Source organism: Dokdonia pacifica (assembly GCF_900188275.1).
Taxonomy (GTDB): domain Bacteria; phylum Bacteroidota; class Bacteroidia; order Flavobacteriales; family Flavobacteriaceae; genus Dokdonia; species Dokdonia pacifica.
In genome coordinates, this window is the sequence record NZ_FZNY01000002.1 from 537,710 (window position 1) to 555,482 (window position 17,773).

A 17,773-nucleotide genomic window follows, 5' to 3' on the forward strand; every position below is an offset into this window, starting at 1 on the left:
AAATAAAATCATATGAAACCTATAAAAAGTATCGTCATTGTACTCTTGATTTGTATAAGTCAAGGTTTAAATGCACAAACAAAGAAAGATGTAGCATCATTTAACAAGGTCATTATCAGTCCTCATATAGAAACCACCTTTGTACAAGGAAATGAAGAGTCTGTAACGATTCTAGACAATGCATTATCAGATAATATTGTAAATATTGAAGTAAGTGGAGGCACGCTTAGAGTTTATTTAGATGATGCAAAAGTAACAACCAAGCACATCAAAGTCGTTAAAGACGGTATGAAGAAGAGTATTCCTCTTTACAAAGGAAAAATATTAACCATCAAGGTAACCTATAAGGATATTGATAATTTATCATTACGAGGAGAACAACGTACTGTTTGTGAAAGCTCTTTGGATGTTGAGACTTTCAAACTCAACATTTATGGAGAATCAGAAGTATTTTTTAATGAAATTAACTTCAAAGATTTTGATGTAGATATTTATGGAGACAGTCAATTAACCATTCAAAAAGGAACAACTGAACATCAAAAAATAACTGTATATGGTGAAGGGGAAGTTGACCTTGCTTCCGTAGATAATACCACATCAAAATTGAAAGCCTATGGCGAAACTGAATTTAGAGTACAAGCATCAAAACGCATAAAATTCTCTGCCTTTGGAGAAGCAGAATTGTATTATAAAGGAACGGCAAAAGTAAGTAAAGGATTAAGTTTCGGAGACTCAAAAATCAATCGTATCGATTAAATAAAATTAAAAAAATGAACACAAAACTTTTAAGTTTAAACCTAGCATCTCGAACGGTAAATTCCGGGAGTAATAAAGTCACACTGTTAGATAAAATTGACCTGCAAGTCAACGAGGGTGAGTTTATATCATTAATGGGGCCATCTGGATCTGGCAAGTCTACCCTACTCAATTGTATCGGAATGTTAGATAGTTTTACAGGAGGTGGATATACTTTTTTAGGAGAGCCTGTACATAGCATGAAAGAAAAAAACAGAAGCAAGTTATATAAAGAATATATTGGTTTTGTATTTCAAGCGTATCATCTTATTGATGAATTGACGGTCTTAGAAAACATCGAAACACCATTATTATATAAAAATATAAAATCATCAGAACGCAAAGCTCTAGTAGCAGACATGCTCGATCGATTTAATATCGTAGGTAAAAAAGATTTATTCCCATCACAACTAAGTGGAGGACAGCAACAATTAGTAGGAATTGCAAGAGCATTGATTTCTAAACCCAGACTAATCTTGGCAGATGAACCAACAGGAAATCTAAACTCCAAACAAGGAGAAGAAATCATGGAACTATTTTCAGAATTAAATAAAGAAGGAGTCACTATCATTCAAGCGACGCACTCTGAAAGTAATGCCGCTTATGCCTCTCGAATTATTCATTTACTAGATGGAAAAATAATCTCAGAATAACTCAAATAATATGATACGCACCTATCTCATATATACCATCATTAGCTTGATGGGATGGGCAAGTTTTGCTCAAAACCAGATTGACAATACCTACTCCCTAGAAGAGTGTATACGTATTGCGCTAGAAAATAACCTAGATGTAAAATCAGCGAGTATACAAGCTAATTCTGCTAAAGTAAATCACCAACAATCAAAAGCAGATTTATTACCGAGTATTAATGGTAATTTTAATCTAGGAGTCAATACCGGTAGAAGTATTGATCCATTTACCAATGATTTTATCAATCAAGAGCTTACCTTTTCTAATGCTGGATTAAGTATAGATGCGACGGTTTTTAATGGATTCAGATTGATCAATACTACTAAGCAAAATCGTTTAAATAGGAAAGCTTCCGAGATGGAACTGGAAGCAGCCAAACAAGATATTACCCTACGAGTAACGCTTGCCTATTTGCAAATTCTAAACAGTAAAGCCGTTTTAGAATTGGCAGAAGCTCGATTAAAAACCACTCAACAACAACTTAAAATTCAAGAAGATTTTTATACAAACGAATCTGGTAATCCTGCAGATTACACAGATATCTTAGGACAAGTAGCAAATGATGAAACCAGTATTGTGGTTGCTCGAAATAACTGGAATAACGCCCGATTAAACCTGATGCGATTACTAAACACGGGAGATATGATTGCCTTAGAAACAAAAGATTTTATCTTAGAAGTTTCTCCCTATGAAACCTCTGCCGATGCTATCTACCAAGAAGCTTTACAAAACTGGATTACATTTAAAGCAGGAGAATTACGTATTGAAGCTGCAAAAAAAGGAGTAAGTATTGCTAAAGCCCAATATACTCCTACAGTATCTGTTTTTGGAGGTGTAAACACCAACTATTCTAGTGCTGCACAAACCTTTACTGCTACGGGAATGAGCATTGTAGAAACTGGAGATTTTGTAAGCTTAGACGGACAAAATCTACCCGTTTTGAGTGAGCAAACTAATTTTGATGCACAACGTATAGGCTTTAGAGATCAATGGGATAATAACCTAAATACCGTGGTTGGGCTTTCTGTACAAATTCCTTTTTTTAATGGATTAAGAGCTTCCAATAATGTAAAACTTGAGAAAAATAGAGTAAACGAATCTATGGTGGCTTTAGAACGTACACATATAGACATTAAAAATACCATTACGCAAGTTCACTTTGATATGACTACAGCTTATGAACGTTATGAAAGTTTACAAAAACAGGTAGAAGCCTATCAGGAATCGTATCGCGTGAATGAAATCAGATTCAATAATGGTATTTCTAACTTTCTAAACTATATCACTAGTAAAAACAACTTAGACAATGCGCAAGTAAACCTTGTGAACGCACAATATGAATACCTCTTACGTGTCAAGATTTTAGAGTATTATAGAGGGAATTTCAATTAAAAAATCTTTTGTAAAAGGAAAAAGGCCATCTCCCCAGACAGCCCTTCCGATCAATATAATCTCACATATGTAACAAATCATTAATAAATCATATTGATCAAACAGGCAATACTATGCTAATTCACCCCTTATGTTTTTTTGAATTAATATTAGTAAGAAGATGCCTGTTTTTAAAATGTATACGCTTTCGCGAAAGCGTATACCATACAACCCCTAAGAGTATATTTTTAGAAGTAACACTCTACTCCTGAATCATTAATATTTATAGTTGGTCCATCTGAAGATGAACAAAAACGCGTGGTATTTGTACCATCTGGTGTTTCTATAGAAACAATAATGGCAAAAGTCTTCGCACAACCAGGAGCTGGATCATCAATCAAATCTGCATTTAATGGTATCACTCCCCTATTCTTAGGTTTATCTAGAATGCCTTGTACAATCTCAGTGACATTGCATGCAGGTCTTGTAGAAGAACCTGGTGTATCCCAAGAATAAATCGCCGAATGAACTTTATATCTATATGCCCCCATAATAGTTCTAGTATATTTCATTCCCGCGAAGGCGGGAATCTCACGTTATTTGCTTTTAATTTCTAGATTAAAACTACAGAAGAAAAGGAGGTAAAAATGGAAAAATGGAATGAGACGCTACTTTTTACCCATAAAACTGGAATAAGATGGTATGAAAAATAGAAGTATAAAAAAGGTGAGCATTAAATCACAAAAAAACACAAACACCTAACAAACAACGAATTACCGAAGTGTTCGCATGCGCTTCACAATATCTTTATAGGTGTCGCTAAGGGTAACCTTATGATTTCCAGACAGTATAATAAGATTATCTGCTAAGATGATCTCTTCAATTTTTTCAAGATTGGCTATATAATTTCTATGTGTACGACAGAAGATATTATTATCTAATAACTTTAGAATTTTTGTGAGTGAGATCAAAATCACAAACTTTTCTTTTTCGGTGATAATATTACAGTACTTCTCCTCTACTTCTATATAAATGATATCTGTAATACGTACTTTTTTTAAGGATTTCCCTTTCTTAATAAACAAGTACTCATCACTAATCACCGTATCCTCTTCATCTCCTAAAAACACATCCTGTTGCGCATAAAACTTCTCTACCGCCATTTCTATAGCATAGAGTAACTCTAGCTCATTAAAAGGCTTCATTAAGTAACTAAAAGGCTGTGTAAGCTTTGCTCTCTGGAATATCTGACGATCTGTAGAACTTGTCAAAAACACAAAAGGTTTAGAGGCATTAGGCACTGCATTAATGGTTTCGGCAAAAGCAATTCCATCGGGCACACCATTCAAGAAAATATCAATAATAACAATATCAATTTTTTTAGAACTATAAAATAGAGATAACGCTTCTTTTAGTGTTGTCGCCACACCAACAACCGTAAAGTTATTTTCTTCAAGAGTCTTTACAAGCCTATCACTCTGAGCAGGAGTATCTTCTATGATAAGTACATTGATATTATCCATTAGGAGGAATTTTAGATAAAGATACAATCATTTTTGTACCTTTTCCTAACGTACTTTCTATAAAGAAATTTCCATTATTTTTTTTGATCATTGACTTGCATAATTGCATTCCTAAACCAGAACCTATAATATCTTTATTTTCCTTTTCTGAAGTCACAATAGTTTCCTGTAAAAGGTTTTGTCTTGTGGCCTCACTCATACCTATCCCCGTATCTTCTATCACTAAATCACAAAACCCCTCATGGGTATGTTGTGTATATATTTTGATAGAATCTTCAGGTTTTGAAAACTTAATCGCATTATCTATGATGTTTCTTAAGATAATTTTTAATGATTCCTGATCTGCAAATACTTTGTCTTTTTTAGGAATCGTATTTTCAAACTGAATATTCTTTTCTGACAACAAGGCTTTATAATTATGAGCTACATGCTCTACAATAAAAAACAAGCGTAATTCTGCAATTTCAAAAAACGATTGTTTGGTTTGCAATAAAGCCCAGTTTAATAGATTGTCTAATAAGTTATAAGCCCCATTTACAATAGCACTATTAGAATGTAATAATGTATTTACTTTTTCTAAGTTTTTAGCTTCTAGGTTATCTACAAGATCTGAATTACTCATTTTTAATGCATTTACAGAAGAACGCAAATCATGACTTACAATAGAAAATAGCTTGTCTTTGGTAGCATTGAGTTCGTCAAGGTTTTCTTTTTGCTCACTAATAATCTTGTTGGTTTTTACCTTCTCTCTGTAGAAATAAACTCCAGTTCCTAATAATAAAAGCAAGATAATAGAAGAGTACATCAACCCATCCTTTTGTGCTTCTTTTACCTTATTTTCAGCTTCTAGCAGACTTACTTCCTGTTGCTTTTGCTCTACCGCAATACGTTTTTCAAGCTGTAAAACTCTAGCTACTTCATTTTGATCATGTAATGAATCCTTCCATTGATTATGCTCTTCAATATATTGATAGGCTTTTTCGGGTTGATTTAAATACTTTGCTATCTCATACATATTATGAGTAGTCCCAATTTTCACATCATAATCATCGATATACCTAGAGAACTCATAAGCCTTGCTATAATTTTTTATTGCCAGACCTGTAGAGTCTAAATAATCATAATTAATCGCTAAATTCCCATATGCAATAACTAAAGCAATGGTATCTCTTTTCTCTTCTAAATATGCTAAGTTTTTTTGTATATAATTATGCGCATCATGATATCTATCAAGTAGCATATAGGAAGTGCCTATATTTCCTTCTATACTATTCCTATTGATACCTAAAAGCTCTTCATTGGTAATTTCTTCGATAGGCAATAAGTAATCTAAAGCCTTCGTATAATCTTCTTGCTCTATCGCAATGGCTCCTAAAAAAATCTTTGTATGAAGGTAATAATCAAAATCTTCAGAAATGTTTAAAAACTCATTTTTCGATTCATTAAATACTCTCTTTTTATAAAAACTATACCCTCGTAAAAAATGTGTGAAATTATCTAATTGAATATTTTTAGATGTTAAACTTAATTGTTTACTCGTATATAATAAGGTAGAATCCCATTCTCTTCTTAAGAAAAAAGATTGTGCTTTTTTAAAATTAAGCTCACTAGTATATGGCTCTGATTTTTGTTTGATTATTTTTTCAAAGTCGCTGTATTCCTTTTTCTCCTGAGAAAATAATAGCAAAGGAAAAAAATAAAGTATGCAAAAAATTAGTATTTTATATTTCATAAAATAATTTTAGTAACAATGTAACTAAAATATAGGACACAAAAAAAGTAGAGAATATTCATCTCTACTTTTTAAATTATAAAATATTAATATGTCTATGCAGGTGGTTGAACCGTTGCTTTTTTCCCTGAAGACGTAATTGGATCTATATCCATCAAATATATCGTCACTTCATCATTCACTTGTAATGATGTACAGCTATATTCTGCGATAATCGTATATTCATATACATAGTCAGGGGTTTCTTCTGGATAATCATATTCTAAGCAAAACTTTGTATTTGCAGCATTCACCATAAAATTAAGAGCAGGATTCTTTTTAGCGTTTATATAGTTAGCATCTATATATACATTAAATCTAAATTTTATGATTGGAAAATTAGCATCTTTCGTGACAGATACATTAAAAGGATTCGGTAGAAATGTACTCGTCACTTTATTAGCTCCTAATGAGCTATTTAGTACTTTATCACCTTGAATAGCTTTAGAGGCAATTTTTGTTGTAAAATCAGATTGTACAATTGTTTGTGTGTTCATAGTAATTAGATTTTAGGTTAATTATTAATAAGTAGGCTTATGTAATGTATTTAATAAAATATATAGGGATTAATGTTTATTACGCAGGAGGCTGCACAGTAGCTTTCTTTCCAGAAGAGGTAATCGGATCGGTATCCATAAGATAAAGTGTAATTTCAGCACCATCTTGTAAAGATGAACTTACAGAATTAGCTGTAATAGTATATTCATAGACATACTCAGGTGTTTCTTCTGGATGATCATACTCTAAACAAAATGCGGTTCCTGCATTATTAGACATGAATTTTAAAGCAGATGTATTATTGGCATCAATATATACTTTAAAGCTAAAGTTTATAGTAGGCGTTGAGTTTTTTATTACCGAAATATCAAAAGGGTTTGGTAAAAACTCATTGGTCACTTTATTAGGGCCTAGAGAACTATTAGAAATTTTAGCTCCTTTTGTCGGTACCATACTACTGATTTTAATTGGGAAATCTGATTGCGAAATGGTTTGTGTGTTCATAATACATTAGTTTTGGGTTATTAATTGTATAAGTAGCTTTTCACAAATAAAGAATAAAGAATTCGAATATTTGAAAAAAAATGGCATGAAATACATAATTATAGGCATGAAAGTACTAAAAACATGGTATAAGATCTATATTTTGAAGAAAAAACTTACAAAATCTAACTTCTTCACACTGAAAGGATAAGCTCTAAAATGACATAATTTGTTAAATTTCCTATTATCCTACCCTACTCTTGTTTTCAAGTAGAAAAGAACATTCTTTTTCCTCATTCAAGCCGTATCCCTTTGATAGAAAGGGTTTATAGTACGCAACGTTACGTTTCTTAAGATCTATGAAGCAATGAAGTCGAGTTGCTTCCCTTCTTTTTGGGCCTTTGCGTCCATAGCTGTACCCACAGCAATACCAATACCAATACCCATCCCGATAGGAATTCCAATGGCTAAGAATGCCATATTATCTAACGCTACACCAAAGGCTACCCCAAAAGAAACACCAAAAGCAGACATTCCAACGGCCATCCACATATTGCGATAATAGCCTTTGGTAACCAATTTTAGTTTTTGTTGAAGTAAAGTCAATATTTTAAACTGTCGTTTGCGAAGTTCTTTGGTGAGTATATTTTGAGAGGTGATCCCATTTAGATGCACGATGTGCTCATTGATTGCCGTAATAACTTCTTCGGTAAGTTCTCTTTCTCGTAGTTCACTTAACAAACTTTGAAAGGTTGTTACCTTCTTTTTAAGCTTGTCATCATCAGTTGGCGATACAGCAATATTGAGTTGAGCGATTTCCATGGGTGTAATTTTATAAACGTTACTACAAGATAAGTAGTTATTTGTAAAAGGATGTTACAGGTTATTTTCTTATTCTTTTTATATGCTTTCGCGAAAGCGAACCCCCAAAATGTTAATCCCTCTTAAAAATTCCTTAATGCTTCTTAAAAATTTCTCATTAAATAGTACTTTGAGCAACATAAAGGAAATGAAACCTAGATCCCGCTGAAAAAGCGGGATTAGCTCAACTTACAATTTTGAATTCACCCTTCGGGTTTTTCTAAATTGAGTTTCACTAATAAACCAACACTAATGAATTACAAATCACTATTCTCACTCCTTGTGGTATGCGCGATGTGCTTTACAACCCTAGCACAAACCGACTATCGCAATGAGCAGCAAGTCAATGCTGCACTTAACAGTATCGCCTCTAAAGGCGGTGCAAAAGCGACACTCACTTCCCTTACCAAAACCAATGGCGGAAAAGATATCTGGATGCTCACACTCTCTGACGGCTCTCCAGAAAGTCATCCCGGTATTGCTATTATGGGCGGTGTACAAGGAGATCACCTATTAGGAACTGAGCTCGCTCTTAATATGGCAGAAAGCATCGTTACCAACCATCCTGAGGTGCTTAAAAAGACCACCTTTTATATTTTCCCGAATCTAAGTCCAGATGCGACAGCACAGTATTTTGCAACCACCAAATTTGCGAGACAAGGCAATGCAACTCAAACAGATGATGATCGCGATGGAAAATTAGATGAAGATGCCTTTGAAGATCTCAATCGCGACGGACTCATTACCATGATGCGTGTAGAAGATCCAACGGGAGATTATCGACTATTAGAAGAAGATAATCGTATTCTGGTCAAAGCAGATCCAAATAAAGGAGAACGCGGTACCTATAAAATCTATACCGAAGGACTTGATAATGATAAGGATGGTGTCTTTAATGAAGACGGTCTTGGGGGTGTATACTTCAATAAGAACTTTACCTTTAATTTTCCATATTTCACCAAAGGATCGGGAGAACATCCTATCTCTCAAGTAGAGCACCGTGCCCTACTTGACTTCTTATACACCCAATGGAATCTATATGCGATTCTTACGTTTAGTGATGCCAATAACCTTTCGACGCCACTGAAATACAATAAAGGAGGTGCTTCTAAAAGAGTGGTGACCAGTATTCTAAAAAACGATGAGGCGATTAACAAAATGCTTTCTGAGGCGTATAATAAACTGGTTCCTAAAGAAAATGCACCCAATGGTGCTGCACAAGGCGGCAGTGCTTTTGAGTGGAGTTACTTCCACTTTGGAAGACTAGCCATGAGTACACCAGGATGGTGGCCGAAAAAGTTTGAAGGTGACTCGGTAAACAAAGCACCTAAAAATGAGAAAGCCAACTTCCTTGCCTATGCAGAAGCAGAAGGGATACAAAATGCGTTTATTCCGTGGCAAGAAGTACAACATCCAGATTTCCCAAATCACAAAGTAGAAGTGGGCGGAATGCATCCTTTTGTCATGAAAAACCCTCCGTATGCTATGGTAGATAGTATTTCTAAGAAGCATACTGATTTTATATTGAAAGTTGCTGAGATGCAACCTGAGCTACAATTGGTGAACTTACAACAAGAAAGTGTAGGTAACAATCTCACTAGAATCACAGTAGATTTACACAATAATGGTCTCTTACCTACGCATACAGAAATGGGTGATAAATCCCGATGGCTTCGTAAGATAAATGTGTATCTAAAAACTTCCGGTAAGCAACAGCTTATTTCTGGAAAGTCACGACAGGTTATTGAAAAACTAGATGGAGATGGTACACTCACCATGAGTTGGCTCATCCAAGGTTCAGGAAGTGTCACTCTTGAAGCTACGGTTCCGCAAGCAGGAACTGCCACAAAAACTATCAACTTATAAACCAATCAGATGAAAAAATATATACTTACAATCGCATGTGTTCTGATGGTATCCGCTTTCGCGAAAGCGCAATCAGCACAAGACATATTTCAAGCCGTAGGGACGCCTTCTAACCCAAAAGTGAAAATTTCTTTTAACCAATATTACACCTCGGAAGGATTGGCTGCCTTAGGCAAAAAAATAACCGATGCGCATCCAAATTTGGTAAAGCGTATGTCTATTGGAAAATCGACACAGGGACGAGATATTTGGATGCTAGCCATTACCGATTACAGTACGGGAGACGCCGATCGCAAACCTGGTTTTTATCTAGATGGTAATATTCACTCCAATGAGATTCAAGGAGGTGAAATCAGTACATATACCGCTTGGTACTTGACGGAGAGCTTCGGAAAAGTACCGTATATCACCGAGATGTTGAAAGATCGTGTGTTTTATATTGTTGCTACTATCAATCCTGATGCACGGAATAACTATATGAAAGAAGCCAATACGAGAAATACACCAAGAGCAGGGATGATTCCGCTAGATGATGATAGTGATGGGCTTTTTGATGAAGATGGATTTGATGATCTAGATGGTGATGGGTCTATTACACAAATGCGTCGTAAGAGCACTACGGGTGATTTTATTTTAGATCCTAGAGATCCTAGAAAGATGATTCGTATCAGTCCAGATGATGTCGTGACTGGGCAACGTTATGAAATGCTAGGTGGTGAAGGAATTGATAATGATAATGACGGACGTATTAATGAAGATATTCCCGGATATTATGATCCGAATCGTGATTGGGGTTGGAAATGGCAACCGGATTATGTACAGCGTGGAGCGTATAAATATCCGTTCTCTGCTCCAGAAACTAGAGCCGTAGCCGATTTTGTAAAAAAGCATCCAAACATTGCTGGTGCTCAGAGTTTTCATAATAGTGGCGGTATGATTTTAAGAGGGCCTGGTGCCGAAGAAGATCTTGCTACGTATAATCGTGCAGATATTGCTATTTATGATGCGATTGGTAAAAAAGGAGAAGAGTTATTGCCAGGCTATAACTATCTGACCGTATATAAAGATTTGTATTCTGTATTTGGCGGAGAGCTAGATTGGTTTTATGGTGGTCGCGGGATTTATACGTTTACCAATGAAATCTTTACAGGTTTTGCGTATTATAAAAATAAAGATGGTGGTTTTGATCAAATCTATGCTGCCGATAAAGATTTATTATTAGGTGATGGATTTACACCGTATAAAGAATACAATCACCCAACCTATGGACTCGTAGAAATAGGTGGTTTTAAAAAGAATACAGGACGTGCAACGCCCGGATTTATGCTAGAGGAAGAGGCGCATCGTAATATGGTATTTGTTTTCTATCATGCATTTCATATGCCACATTTGTCTATCGGTGATGTTTCTGTAAAGTCATTACCAAATGGCTTAAAAGAAGTAACGGCTACGATCGTAAATGATCGTTTGATGCCTACCCACGCAAGTCAGGATTTAAAATACAACATTGAGCGCCCTGATTACATTTCCTTGTCTGGTGCAAAAGTATTGGCAGGTATGATTGTACAAGATGCCGATTTTAATGTAACCACAGAGCAAAAAAATACACCAGAAACCATTCGTGTAGCCAATATTCCGGGTAATAGCACCGTGATGGTACGTTGGATTGTAAAAGGTGGAAATAACCTCACTATTAAAGTAGATAGCGCCAAAGGTGGTGTTGTAGAGCAGCGCGTGAAGTAGCTTACTATGTCAAACTGAGCCTGTCGAAGTTTTTAATCTTTTGATGATTTATAGCCCTTCGACAGGCTCAGGGTGGCAATCTAATTATTAACTTGATGAGATTCTGAAACAAGTTCAGAATGACGTACCTCATTGTCCGTTCGAGCGCAGTCGAGAACCCTCATTAAGAGCTAGTTTCTTAGTAAACCTCTCGACTGCGCTCGAGGAGACATATGATCAATTATTTTAGAAGATTCAAAGCAGGTTGACCTAAGAAAATGTTACGTAAAAAATGAATTGAAGCGAAGGAATAAGCAAAAATCCTCGCAAGGAAGAAGCTTATAAGCAACTAAAATTGGATACATATTTGATCGTTCTTAAAAGCTCATACCCTTATTTTTGCGCCGTAGTGAAAGAAATTTTTAGTAAAAGTTTCTTACGTCTTGATTTTTTTGATTCGTTTTTTCATCAAGGAAAAAATGAATACCACAAATTAGAATGTAAATACGTATGTAGCAAACCTCTTGACTGCGCTCGAGGAGACATTCTATTTTATCTTCCGAAAAGTCATACTAATACGACCATCAGTTGCATCAGATTTAGGAATTGCATGTTTCCAGAGGTCTTGCAGTTCATTTGTCATATAAATAAATGAACCGGAAGGAAGTGCAAAATCTTTTGTGATGCTTTTATCTTCTATGTTTCGAAATCGTAAAACCCGAGTAGCGCCTAAAGAAATAATACCAACACCCGTTCCTTCTTCTAAGATGTCTGTTTGATCAGAATGAAATCCCATACTCGATGTACCATCGGAATAATAATTAAGTAAGCAGTTATTGGGTTTAAACTCCAATACATCTTCAATATCTAATGCAATACCATTTAATAAAGGCGTAAATGCTTGATGTACATACTCCATTTGTGAGTAGTTATAAGCCTTCCCATAACTAGCTGTTTTTCGAGCAGACATACGCTCATCCCAAATCACTGTAGATTGCAATACCGCAAACAATCGTGAAGGATCTTCAATAAAATTCTCTATGTAGGTAATCCCTTCCATACACCTATTAATACGTAATTGCCGCTTTAATCATTTTTCCTTCTAGTTTGTCTTTTCCTGATAAAAAACTGAGTTCGATTAAGAAGTTACATTGCACTACTTCGCCTCCTAAGCGTTCTATTAATTTCACAACAGCAGCCGCAGTGCCGCCAGTCGCTAATACATCATCGTGTAATAAAACCTTATCACCGGGTTGTATGGCATCTTCGTGAATTTCTAAGGTATCGGTACCATATTCTAATGCATAGCTCTGAGAAGCGGTTGTATACGGTAATTTTCCAGGTTTACGTACAGGAACAAAACCTGCATTCAATTCTTTGGCAAGAACACCTCCAAAAAAGAAGCCTCTAGACTCCACTCCTACTACTTTATCTATGTGCTGATCGCCTACCAGTGCTAGTAATTCTTGACTCGCTTTCGCGAAAGCTGACGCATCCCCAAGCAATGGAGTGATATCTTTGAAGATAATTCCTTCGGTTGGAAAATCCTGTATATCACGTATGTAATTATTTAGTTTCATTTTTTTTAAAAAAGTATTTGCAGGCAAGATAAAAAGAAATATATTTGCACCCCGAAACAAACAAACATTATTTTGTTGTTTTGGAAAAACAAAGGCCTCGTGGCGCAACTGAATAGCGCATCTGATTACGGCTCAGAAGGTTACAGGTTTGAATCCTGTCGAGGTCACGATAAAAATCCGCATATAACTGATAATTAGGTTATTGCGGATTTTTTATTTGTAGTTGTGTCACTTTCTGTGTCACTCTACAATGAAATACGTCATATTTTGATATCTTTAAAGAAATCACACTATTATGGCAAATATCTACAACTACGTTATCGAAAATGTTTTTTCTCCATTTGACAGACAAACAGGAAATGCAACATATTCCGAACTCAAAGAATTAATACCAAATGACCAACTTACTTTAGTGGAGGCACACGAAAAATCAAATGCTCCAATGCCTTTTAGTTTAGATATCGAGGATGGAAACAATCATTACTTAATTGAACGCATCAAATAACTACGGTGCAGATATCCCACTAATAAAGGTTTCAACGAATTTTAGGATTTTTGAAGTCACTCTTTCGGATTTTGCTTTTCGCTCCTTCAAACTTGGTCTTTGGTTCATCAAATCGACAATATCGTCACGTAGTGGCTTCTTTTCTGTGAATAGGTAGTCACCGATTACTTTTTCCAGTTTAGTTGCATCTAGGTCTTCTTTATCGCTGAGGTCTTTTATAGCTCTCATCTTTTCGATACTGATGAAGTTTGCAAACTCATCACCAATGTCCTCTGAATCTTCGATTAGTGGTAAGTGCTGATTGATAAACTTCTCAATCAATTCTCGCTTACTACGTAATCTCGTATCTCCAGCGATGATATCATAAATGGCTTTCTCTTGCTTTTCTTTGTCTTCTGGAGTTGCATCCTTCAGTTTTGCTAGTAATTTCAAAATGTATGCAACGTTAATTTCGTCACGGTGTATCAATTCCAGCTCAAAATCTATATCCTGAAGTATCGATACTTTTTCCTTTGCATCGTGGCTCTTTACTTTATCGTATAAATCCAGATACTTGCTTTTATAGTCTTCAAATGTCTGTTCGTTTACGCTGAGGTCGTCAAAGGTGAACTCCGTAAACGTGCTAAGAATATTTTTTAAACGCATTAGCTCTCTAAATGCTTTCGCAAAAGCTAGTTCTTCCTCTTCATCCTTCAGATTGTTTACACTGTTAACCGTAGGTGCTATTTGCAGTAATGCGATAAATGCTGCGTTCATCTTTTCAACGTACTCTTCGTACGGCTGCATTATAATTTCGTCCTTTGCGTTGATGTTTGAGAACAAGCTTATTGCTTCATCGGTGCGTTCTTTTAGATTTCTGAATGCTACGATATTCCCTTGCGACTTTAATTCGTTTAAAATTCGGTTAGTTCTGGAATAGGCTTGTATTAAACCGTGATAGCGTAAGTTTTTATCAACGTAAATGGTATTTAGCGACTTGCTATCAAAACCAGTTAAAAACATATTGACCACCAGTAAAATATCTACTTGCTTATGTTTTACTCGCTTTGCGATGTCATTGTAATAATTGTAAAATGACTGCGAATCTTTAGTACTGTAATTTGTAGCAAACATTTTATTGTAGTCACCTATGAAACCTTCTAAATGTTCTCTGGTGTGCTGGTTCTTTTCAGCTGTTCCATAGCTTGCTGATGGTTCTGCCGCCATCCTTCGGCCCAGCTCAGGAGGACTCCCAAACTCATCATCTGTCCAAGTGTCACCTACAGCTTCTTTATCGTCCTCATTTGCGTTGTATGAAAATATGGTTGCTATTCGTAGGTTGTGTTCTCCTGCTTCCTTTTTTTGCTGGAATAGGTTGTAGTATTTGATTAAGGTATCAACATTGCTCACGCAAAAGATAGCGGTGAATTCTCTACTGTGAGTTTTCCTATTGTGGTTTGCAATGATGTAGTTAGAAATGGCATCTAAACGTTCAGGTGCTTCCATTACTTCCTTCTCATCAATCGCTTCTACTTCGATATCCTGAATGCCGTCTTTCTTTTTAAACGTCTGGATATACTCTACTGAGAATTTAAGTACGTTCTCGTCACGAATAGCATCAGTAATCACATACTTATGCAAATCTTTATTAAATAGCATCGCAGTAGTACGCTTGCCGTATTCGTTCTTTCCTGCGTTATCTTCAAAAATTGGTGTGCCTGTAAAGCCAAACATCTGACTATTCTCGAAAAATCCTTTAATCGCTTCGTGTGTTTTACCAAACTGTGAACGGTGACACTCATCAAAAATAAACACGACACGCCTATCTCTAAGCGATTCCATTTTTTTGATATGGCGTGATTTGGTTACTGCGGTATTGAGTTTCTGTATAGTAGTTACTATCAGTTTTGCATCTCCAGTTAATTGCTTTACCAGTGTTGAGGTATCGTTCGTGCCGTCAATACTGCCTTTACTAAAGCTATTAAATTCTTTGGTAGTCTGGTAATCTAAATCTTTTCTGTCTACCACAAAAACCACTTTATGCACCTGTGGCATCTGTGTAAGTATCTGACTTGTCTTAAACGATGTCAATGTCTTACCTGAACCTGTGGTGTGCCAGATGTAACCGTTTTTTGTTGTGGTTTTAACAGTATCAATAATGGCTTCTACTGCGTAAAACTGATACGGACGTAATACCATTAAGTAACGTCCCGACTCATTCATCACAACGTACTTGCATATCATTTTTGATACGTGACAAGGCTCTAGGAATATCTCAGAAAAGTCTGCGAGCTGTGTGATAAGCTTATTCTTTGTATCTGTCCAGTAAAACGTTTGTTTAAACGAACGAGCTTTTATAGGACTGTTTGCGTAGTACTTGGTATTGACTCCGTTGCTGATTACAAACAACTGTATAAACTGAAACAAACCAGCTCCAGCTCCAAAACTGTGACGCTCGTATCTGTTAATCTGATTAAAGGCTTCTTTGAGTTCTAAACCTCTACGTTTTAACTCAATTTGTACCAATGGTAAACCGTTTATGAGAATCGTAACATCGTAACGGTTTTTATATTTACCTTCTATAGTGACTTGCTGTGTTACCTGATACTGATTTCTACACCAGTGTATCTGGTTGATGAGTTCTATAGTTTTATTTTCACCTTTATCATTTACATAAGGTACACGGTCACGTAATATTTTTGCACGGTCAAAAATTGACCCTTTATTAATGTAGTTAAGTACTTGCTTAAAATCTTGCTCTGATAAGGTGACCTTGTTATGATTTTCTAGCTGTGTTTTTAAATTGGACAACATCGAAACCTCATCTACTATCTCGACCTTTTTATAACCTAATGCTACTAGCTGCGCAACTAGGTTATTCTCTAATATTTGTTCTGGTTGTGTTGTCATTTACAATTAAAATAGCAAAATAATCATAATTATAGAATAACTTACTTAGTAATTTCGTTATTTTGTAAGTTGTAATTCTCTAAACAAGTATTGGAAAATAAAAAAGAAATATTTGCACCACGATTTGATGGTTCTCGATTTGAGAATCATACAATGCCTTTGGAGCTTTTAGAAGATTTAAAAGTATTGCAGGAAATGACTGTGGAGATGGCAAAAGCTCTTTATTTAGAACAAAATACCGACAGACAGAGAGTACCTAAAAACTTTACGCAAGGAATTTCATTTGAGTTAGAAGGTCTTCAAGAAGGTAGTACTATACCTAAGATTATTATGACATTTGCACTTGCAGGTATGTTTCCAGAAGCTAATGTTACTTATTTTGAACAGGCAAGCGAACACATTAAGGAAGTAGTACAAATTGCATCTGAAGATGGGAATATTTCTGAAAATGCGCCATCATCTGTTTTGGCCTATTTCAATAGGTTTGGAAAAAAACTTCGTGAAGATGAGCATATAGAATTCCGTCCTGAACATAGTGATAAAAAAGCTCGCTTTACCAGAAATACACGGAGGAAATTAATTTCGGCATCTTCTACCTCGGGAGAATACACTGAAGACACAATGCTGAGAGGTACTTTGTGCGAAATGGATAAAAGCAAATTATCTTTTCAAATAGAAACTCCGAGTGGAAAAAAAATCACTGGTTTTTACGATGAATTGCAATATTCTCAGTTTCTACAAGCTTTTGGAGCTAGTCAGGGAAACCAGAAGGTAATAGTCAATGGTCTTGGAAAATTTTCCTCCTTTTCTAAACTCAAAGAAATTAAAAGTGTGGAAGAGTTGATATTGCTTGATGAAAATGATTTGGGTTACAGATTAGACGAACTATCTCAATTAAAAGATGGTTGGCTCAATGGAGAAGGGACAAAGCTTAGTAAAGAAGCTCTAAAGTGGTTTGAATTGAAATTTGAGACCTTTATTGAAGCATTAGAAGTGAATACATATGCGTATCCTACACCTGATGGAAATTTACAATTAGAATGGTCTAATGAAGATTTAGATATTGAGCTGGTTGTGAATCTTGAAACTAAAACTTCTGATTTACAAATTATAAATCATACGAATCCTTCAAATGAAACAAACATAATATTGGAGCTGTCTGAGGATGATAGTTGGTCTGAGTTAAATACTCTTTTAAAAGAGCATCTTAGCTAAA

General features: G+C 35.4%; 16 protein-coding genes and 1 tRNA gene. 8 read left to right on the forward strand and 9 right to left on the reverse strand.

What is annotated here, in order from left to right:
- The first annotated feature begins 12 nt into the window (after window positions 1–12).
- The 3 genes from CHB80_RS09580 to CHB80_RS09590 are packed head-to-tail and all read left to right on the forward strand — an operon-like array spanning window position 13 to window position 2,880.
- Entirely contained in the window at window positions 13–756 is a 744-nt protein-coding gene (locus tag CHB80_RS09580; protein WP_089371220.1) for a GIN domain-containing protein, read from the forward strand.
- A 14-nt stretch (window positions 757–770) separates the two neighbouring features.
- Complete coding sequence (locus CHB80_RS09585) at window positions 771–1,448, forward strand: ABC transporter ATP-binding protein (protein WP_089371221.1); 678 nt, start codon at window positions 771–773, stop codon at window positions 1,446–1,448.
- A 10-nt stretch (window positions 1,449–1,458) separates the two neighbouring features.
- On the forward strand, window positions 1,459–2,880 hold the full coding sequence (locus CHB80_RS09590; RefSeq protein WP_089371222.1) for a TolC family protein: 1,422 nt from the start codon (window positions 1,459–1,461) through the stop codon (window positions 2,878–2,880).
- A gap of 227 nt (window positions 2,881–3,107) precedes the next feature.
- Here the strand turns inward: CHB80_RS09590 and CHB80_RS09595 are convergent, their stop codons facing one another.
- The 6 genes from CHB80_RS09595 to CHB80_RS24945 all read right to left on the reverse strand — a co-directional run bounded on the left by CHB80_RS09595 (window position 3,108) and on the right by CHB80_RS24945 (window position 7,956).
- A complete protein-coding gene (locus CHB80_RS09595) occupies window positions 3,108–3,431 on the reverse strand; it encodes a hypothetical protein (protein ID WP_089371223.1) in 324 nt (107 codons plus the stop codon).
- Between the two features lie 201 nt (window positions 3,432–3,632).
- The gene (locus CHB80_RS09600) at window positions 3,633–4,382 is read right to left on the reverse strand and encodes a LytR/AlgR family response regulator transcription factor (protein WP_089371224.1); all 750 of its coding nucleotides are present in this window, start codon (window positions 4,380–4,382) and stop codon (window positions 3,633–3,635) included.
- Window positions 4,375–6,114 (reverse strand): tetratricopeptide repeat-containing sensor histidine kinase, encoded by a 1,740-nt coding sequence (locus CHB80_RS09605; protein ID WP_089371225.1) that lies wholly within the window; start codon window positions 6,112–6,114, stop codon window positions 4,375–4,377. The genes CHB80_RS09600 and CHB80_RS09605 overlap by 8 nt, the downstream gene beginning before the upstream one ends.
- Window positions 6,115–6,209: 95 nt before the next feature.
- Window positions 6,210–6,650, reverse strand: coding sequence for a hypothetical protein (locus tag CHB80_RS09610; RefSeq protein ID WP_089371226.1), 441 nt, complete (start codon window positions 6,648–6,650; stop codon window positions 6,210–6,212).
- A 79-nt stretch (window positions 6,651–6,729) separates the two neighbouring features.
- A complete protein-coding gene (locus tag CHB80_RS09615) occupies window positions 6,730–7,155 on the reverse strand; it encodes a hypothetical protein (RefSeq protein ID WP_089371227.1) in 426 nt (141 codons plus the stop codon).
- Between the two features lie 336 nt (window positions 7,156–7,491).
- Window positions 7,492–7,956 carry a hypothetical protein gene (locus CHB80_RS24945; protein ID WP_229746851.1) on the reverse strand — a complete coding sequence of 155 codons (465 nt, stop codon included), beginning with the start codon at window positions 7,954–7,956 and terminating at the stop codon, window positions 7,492–7,494.
- A gap of 291 nt (window positions 7,957–8,247) precedes the next feature.
- Here CHB80_RS24945 and CHB80_RS09625 point away from each other — a divergent pair, with 291 nt between their 5' ends.
- Both CHB80_RS09625 and CHB80_RS09630 read left to right on the forward strand, forming a co-directional pair.
- Complete coding sequence (locus tag CHB80_RS09625; protein ID WP_089371228.1) at window positions 8,248–9,861, forward strand: M14 family metallopeptidase; 1,614 nt, start codon at window positions 8,248–8,250, stop codon at window positions 9,859–9,861.
- Between the two features lie 9 nt (window positions 9,862–9,870).
- The gene (locus tag CHB80_RS09630) at window positions 9,871–11,604 is read left to right on the forward strand and encodes a M14 family metallopeptidase (protein WP_089371229.1); all 1,734 of its coding nucleotides are present in this window, start codon (window positions 9,871–9,873) and stop codon (window positions 11,602–11,604) included.
- A 526-nt stretch (window positions 11,605–12,130) separates the two neighbouring features.
- Here CHB80_RS09630 and CHB80_RS09635 read toward each other — a convergent pair.
- A complete protein-coding gene (locus CHB80_RS09635) occupies window positions 12,131–12,643 on the reverse strand; it encodes an alpha-ketoglutarate-dependent dioxygenase AlkB family protein (RefSeq protein WP_089371230.1) in 513 nt (170 codons plus the stop codon).
- A 7-nt stretch (window positions 12,644–12,650) separates the two neighbouring features.
- Window positions 12,651–13,163 carry an adenine phosphoribosyltransferase gene (locus tag CHB80_RS09640; protein WP_089371231.1) on the reverse strand — a complete coding sequence of 171 codons (513 nt, stop codon included), beginning with the start codon at window positions 13,161–13,163 and terminating at the stop codon, window positions 12,651–12,653.
- Between the two features lie 93 nt (window positions 13,164–13,256).
- Here CHB80_RS09640 and CHB80_RS09645 point away from each other — a divergent pair.
- Window positions 13,257–13,330: transfer RNA gene (locus CHB80_RS09645), tRNA-Arg, on the forward strand.
- A gap of 128 nt (window positions 13,331–13,458) precedes the next feature.
- Window positions 13,459–13,668, forward strand: coding sequence for a hypothetical protein (locus CHB80_RS09650; protein ID WP_089371232.1), 210 nt, complete (start codon window positions 13,459–13,461; stop codon window positions 13,666–13,668).
- Here the strand turns inward: CHB80_RS09650 and CHB80_RS09655 are convergent, their stop codons facing one another.
- Complete coding sequence (locus CHB80_RS09655; RefSeq protein ID WP_089371233.1) at window positions 13,669–16,557, reverse strand: type I restriction endonuclease subunit R; 2,889 nt, start codon at window positions 16,555–16,557, stop codon at window positions 13,669–13,671. It lies immediately after the preceding gene.
- A 90-nt stretch (window positions 16,558–16,647) separates the two neighbouring features.
- Between CHB80_RS09655 and CHB80_RS09660 the strand changes: the two genes are divergently transcribed.
- Window positions 16,648–17,772, forward strand: coding sequence for a hypothetical protein (locus CHB80_RS09660; RefSeq protein WP_089371234.1), 1,125 nt, complete (start codon window positions 16,648–16,650; stop codon window positions 17,770–17,772).
- Window position 17,773 lies beyond the last annotated feature (1 nt).

What these genes read in the sequence shown, in the direction of transcription:
- CHB80_RS09600 (WP_089371224.1), bottom strand. Translation starts at nt 4,382, where the DNA reads ATGGATAATATCAATGTACTTATCATAGAAGATACTCCTGCTCAGAGT.
- CHB80_RS09580 (WP_089371220.1), top strand. Translation starts at nt 13, where the DNA reads ATGAAACCTATAAAAAGTATCGTCATTGTACTCTTGATTTGTATAAGT.
- CHB80_RS09630 (WP_089371229.1), top strand. Translation starts at nt 9,871, where the DNA reads ATGAAAAAATATATACTTACAATCGCATGTGTTCTGATGGTATCCGCT.
- CHB80_RS09640 (WP_089371231.1), bottom strand. Translation starts at nt 13,163, where the DNA reads ATGAAACTAAATAATTACATACGTGATATACAGGATTTTCCAACCGAA.
- CHB80_RS09585 (WP_089371221.1), top strand. Translation starts at nt 771, where the DNA reads ATGAACACAAAACTTTTAAGTTTAAACCTAGCATCTCGAACGGTAAAT.
- CHB80_RS09650 (WP_089371232.1), top strand. Translation starts at nt 13,459, where the DNA reads ATGGCAAATATCTACAACTACGTTATCGAAAATGTTTTTTCTCCATTT.
- CHB80_RS09590 (WP_089371222.1), top strand. Translation starts at nt 1,459, where the DNA reads ATGATACGCACCTATCTCATATATACCATCATTAGCTTGATGGGATGG.
- CHB80_RS09625 (WP_089371228.1), top strand. Translation starts at nt 8,248, where the DNA reads ATGAATTACAAATCACTATTCTCACTCCTTGTGGTATGCGCGATGTGC.
- CHB80_RS09605 (WP_089371225.1), bottom strand. Translation starts at nt 6,114, where the DNA reads ATGAAATATAAAATACTAATTTTTTGCATACTTTATTTTTTTCCTTTG.
- CHB80_RS09635 (WP_089371230.1), bottom strand. Translation starts at nt 12,643, where the DNA reads ATGGAAGGGATTACCTACATAGAGAATTTTATTGAAGATCCTTCACGA.
- CHB80_RS09615 (WP_089371227.1), bottom strand. Translation starts at nt 7,155, where the DNA reads ATGAACACACAAACCATTTCGCAATCAGATTTCCCAATTAAAATCAGT.
- CHB80_RS09655 (WP_089371233.1), bottom strand. Translation starts at nt 16,557, where the DNA reads ATGACAACACAACCAGAACAAATATTAGAGAATAACCTAGTTGCGCAG.
- CHB80_RS09610 (WP_089371226.1), bottom strand. Translation starts at nt 6,650, where the DNA reads ATGAACACACAAACAATTGTACAATCTGATTTTACAACAAAAATTGCC.
- CHB80_RS09595 (WP_089371223.1), bottom strand. Translation starts at nt 3,431, where the DNA reads ATGAAATATACTAGAACTATTATGGGGGCATATAGATATAAAGTTCAT.
- CHB80_RS24945 (WP_229746851.1), bottom strand. Translation starts at nt 7,956, where the DNA reads ATGGAAATCGCTCAACTCAATATTGCTGTATCGCCAACTGATGATGAC.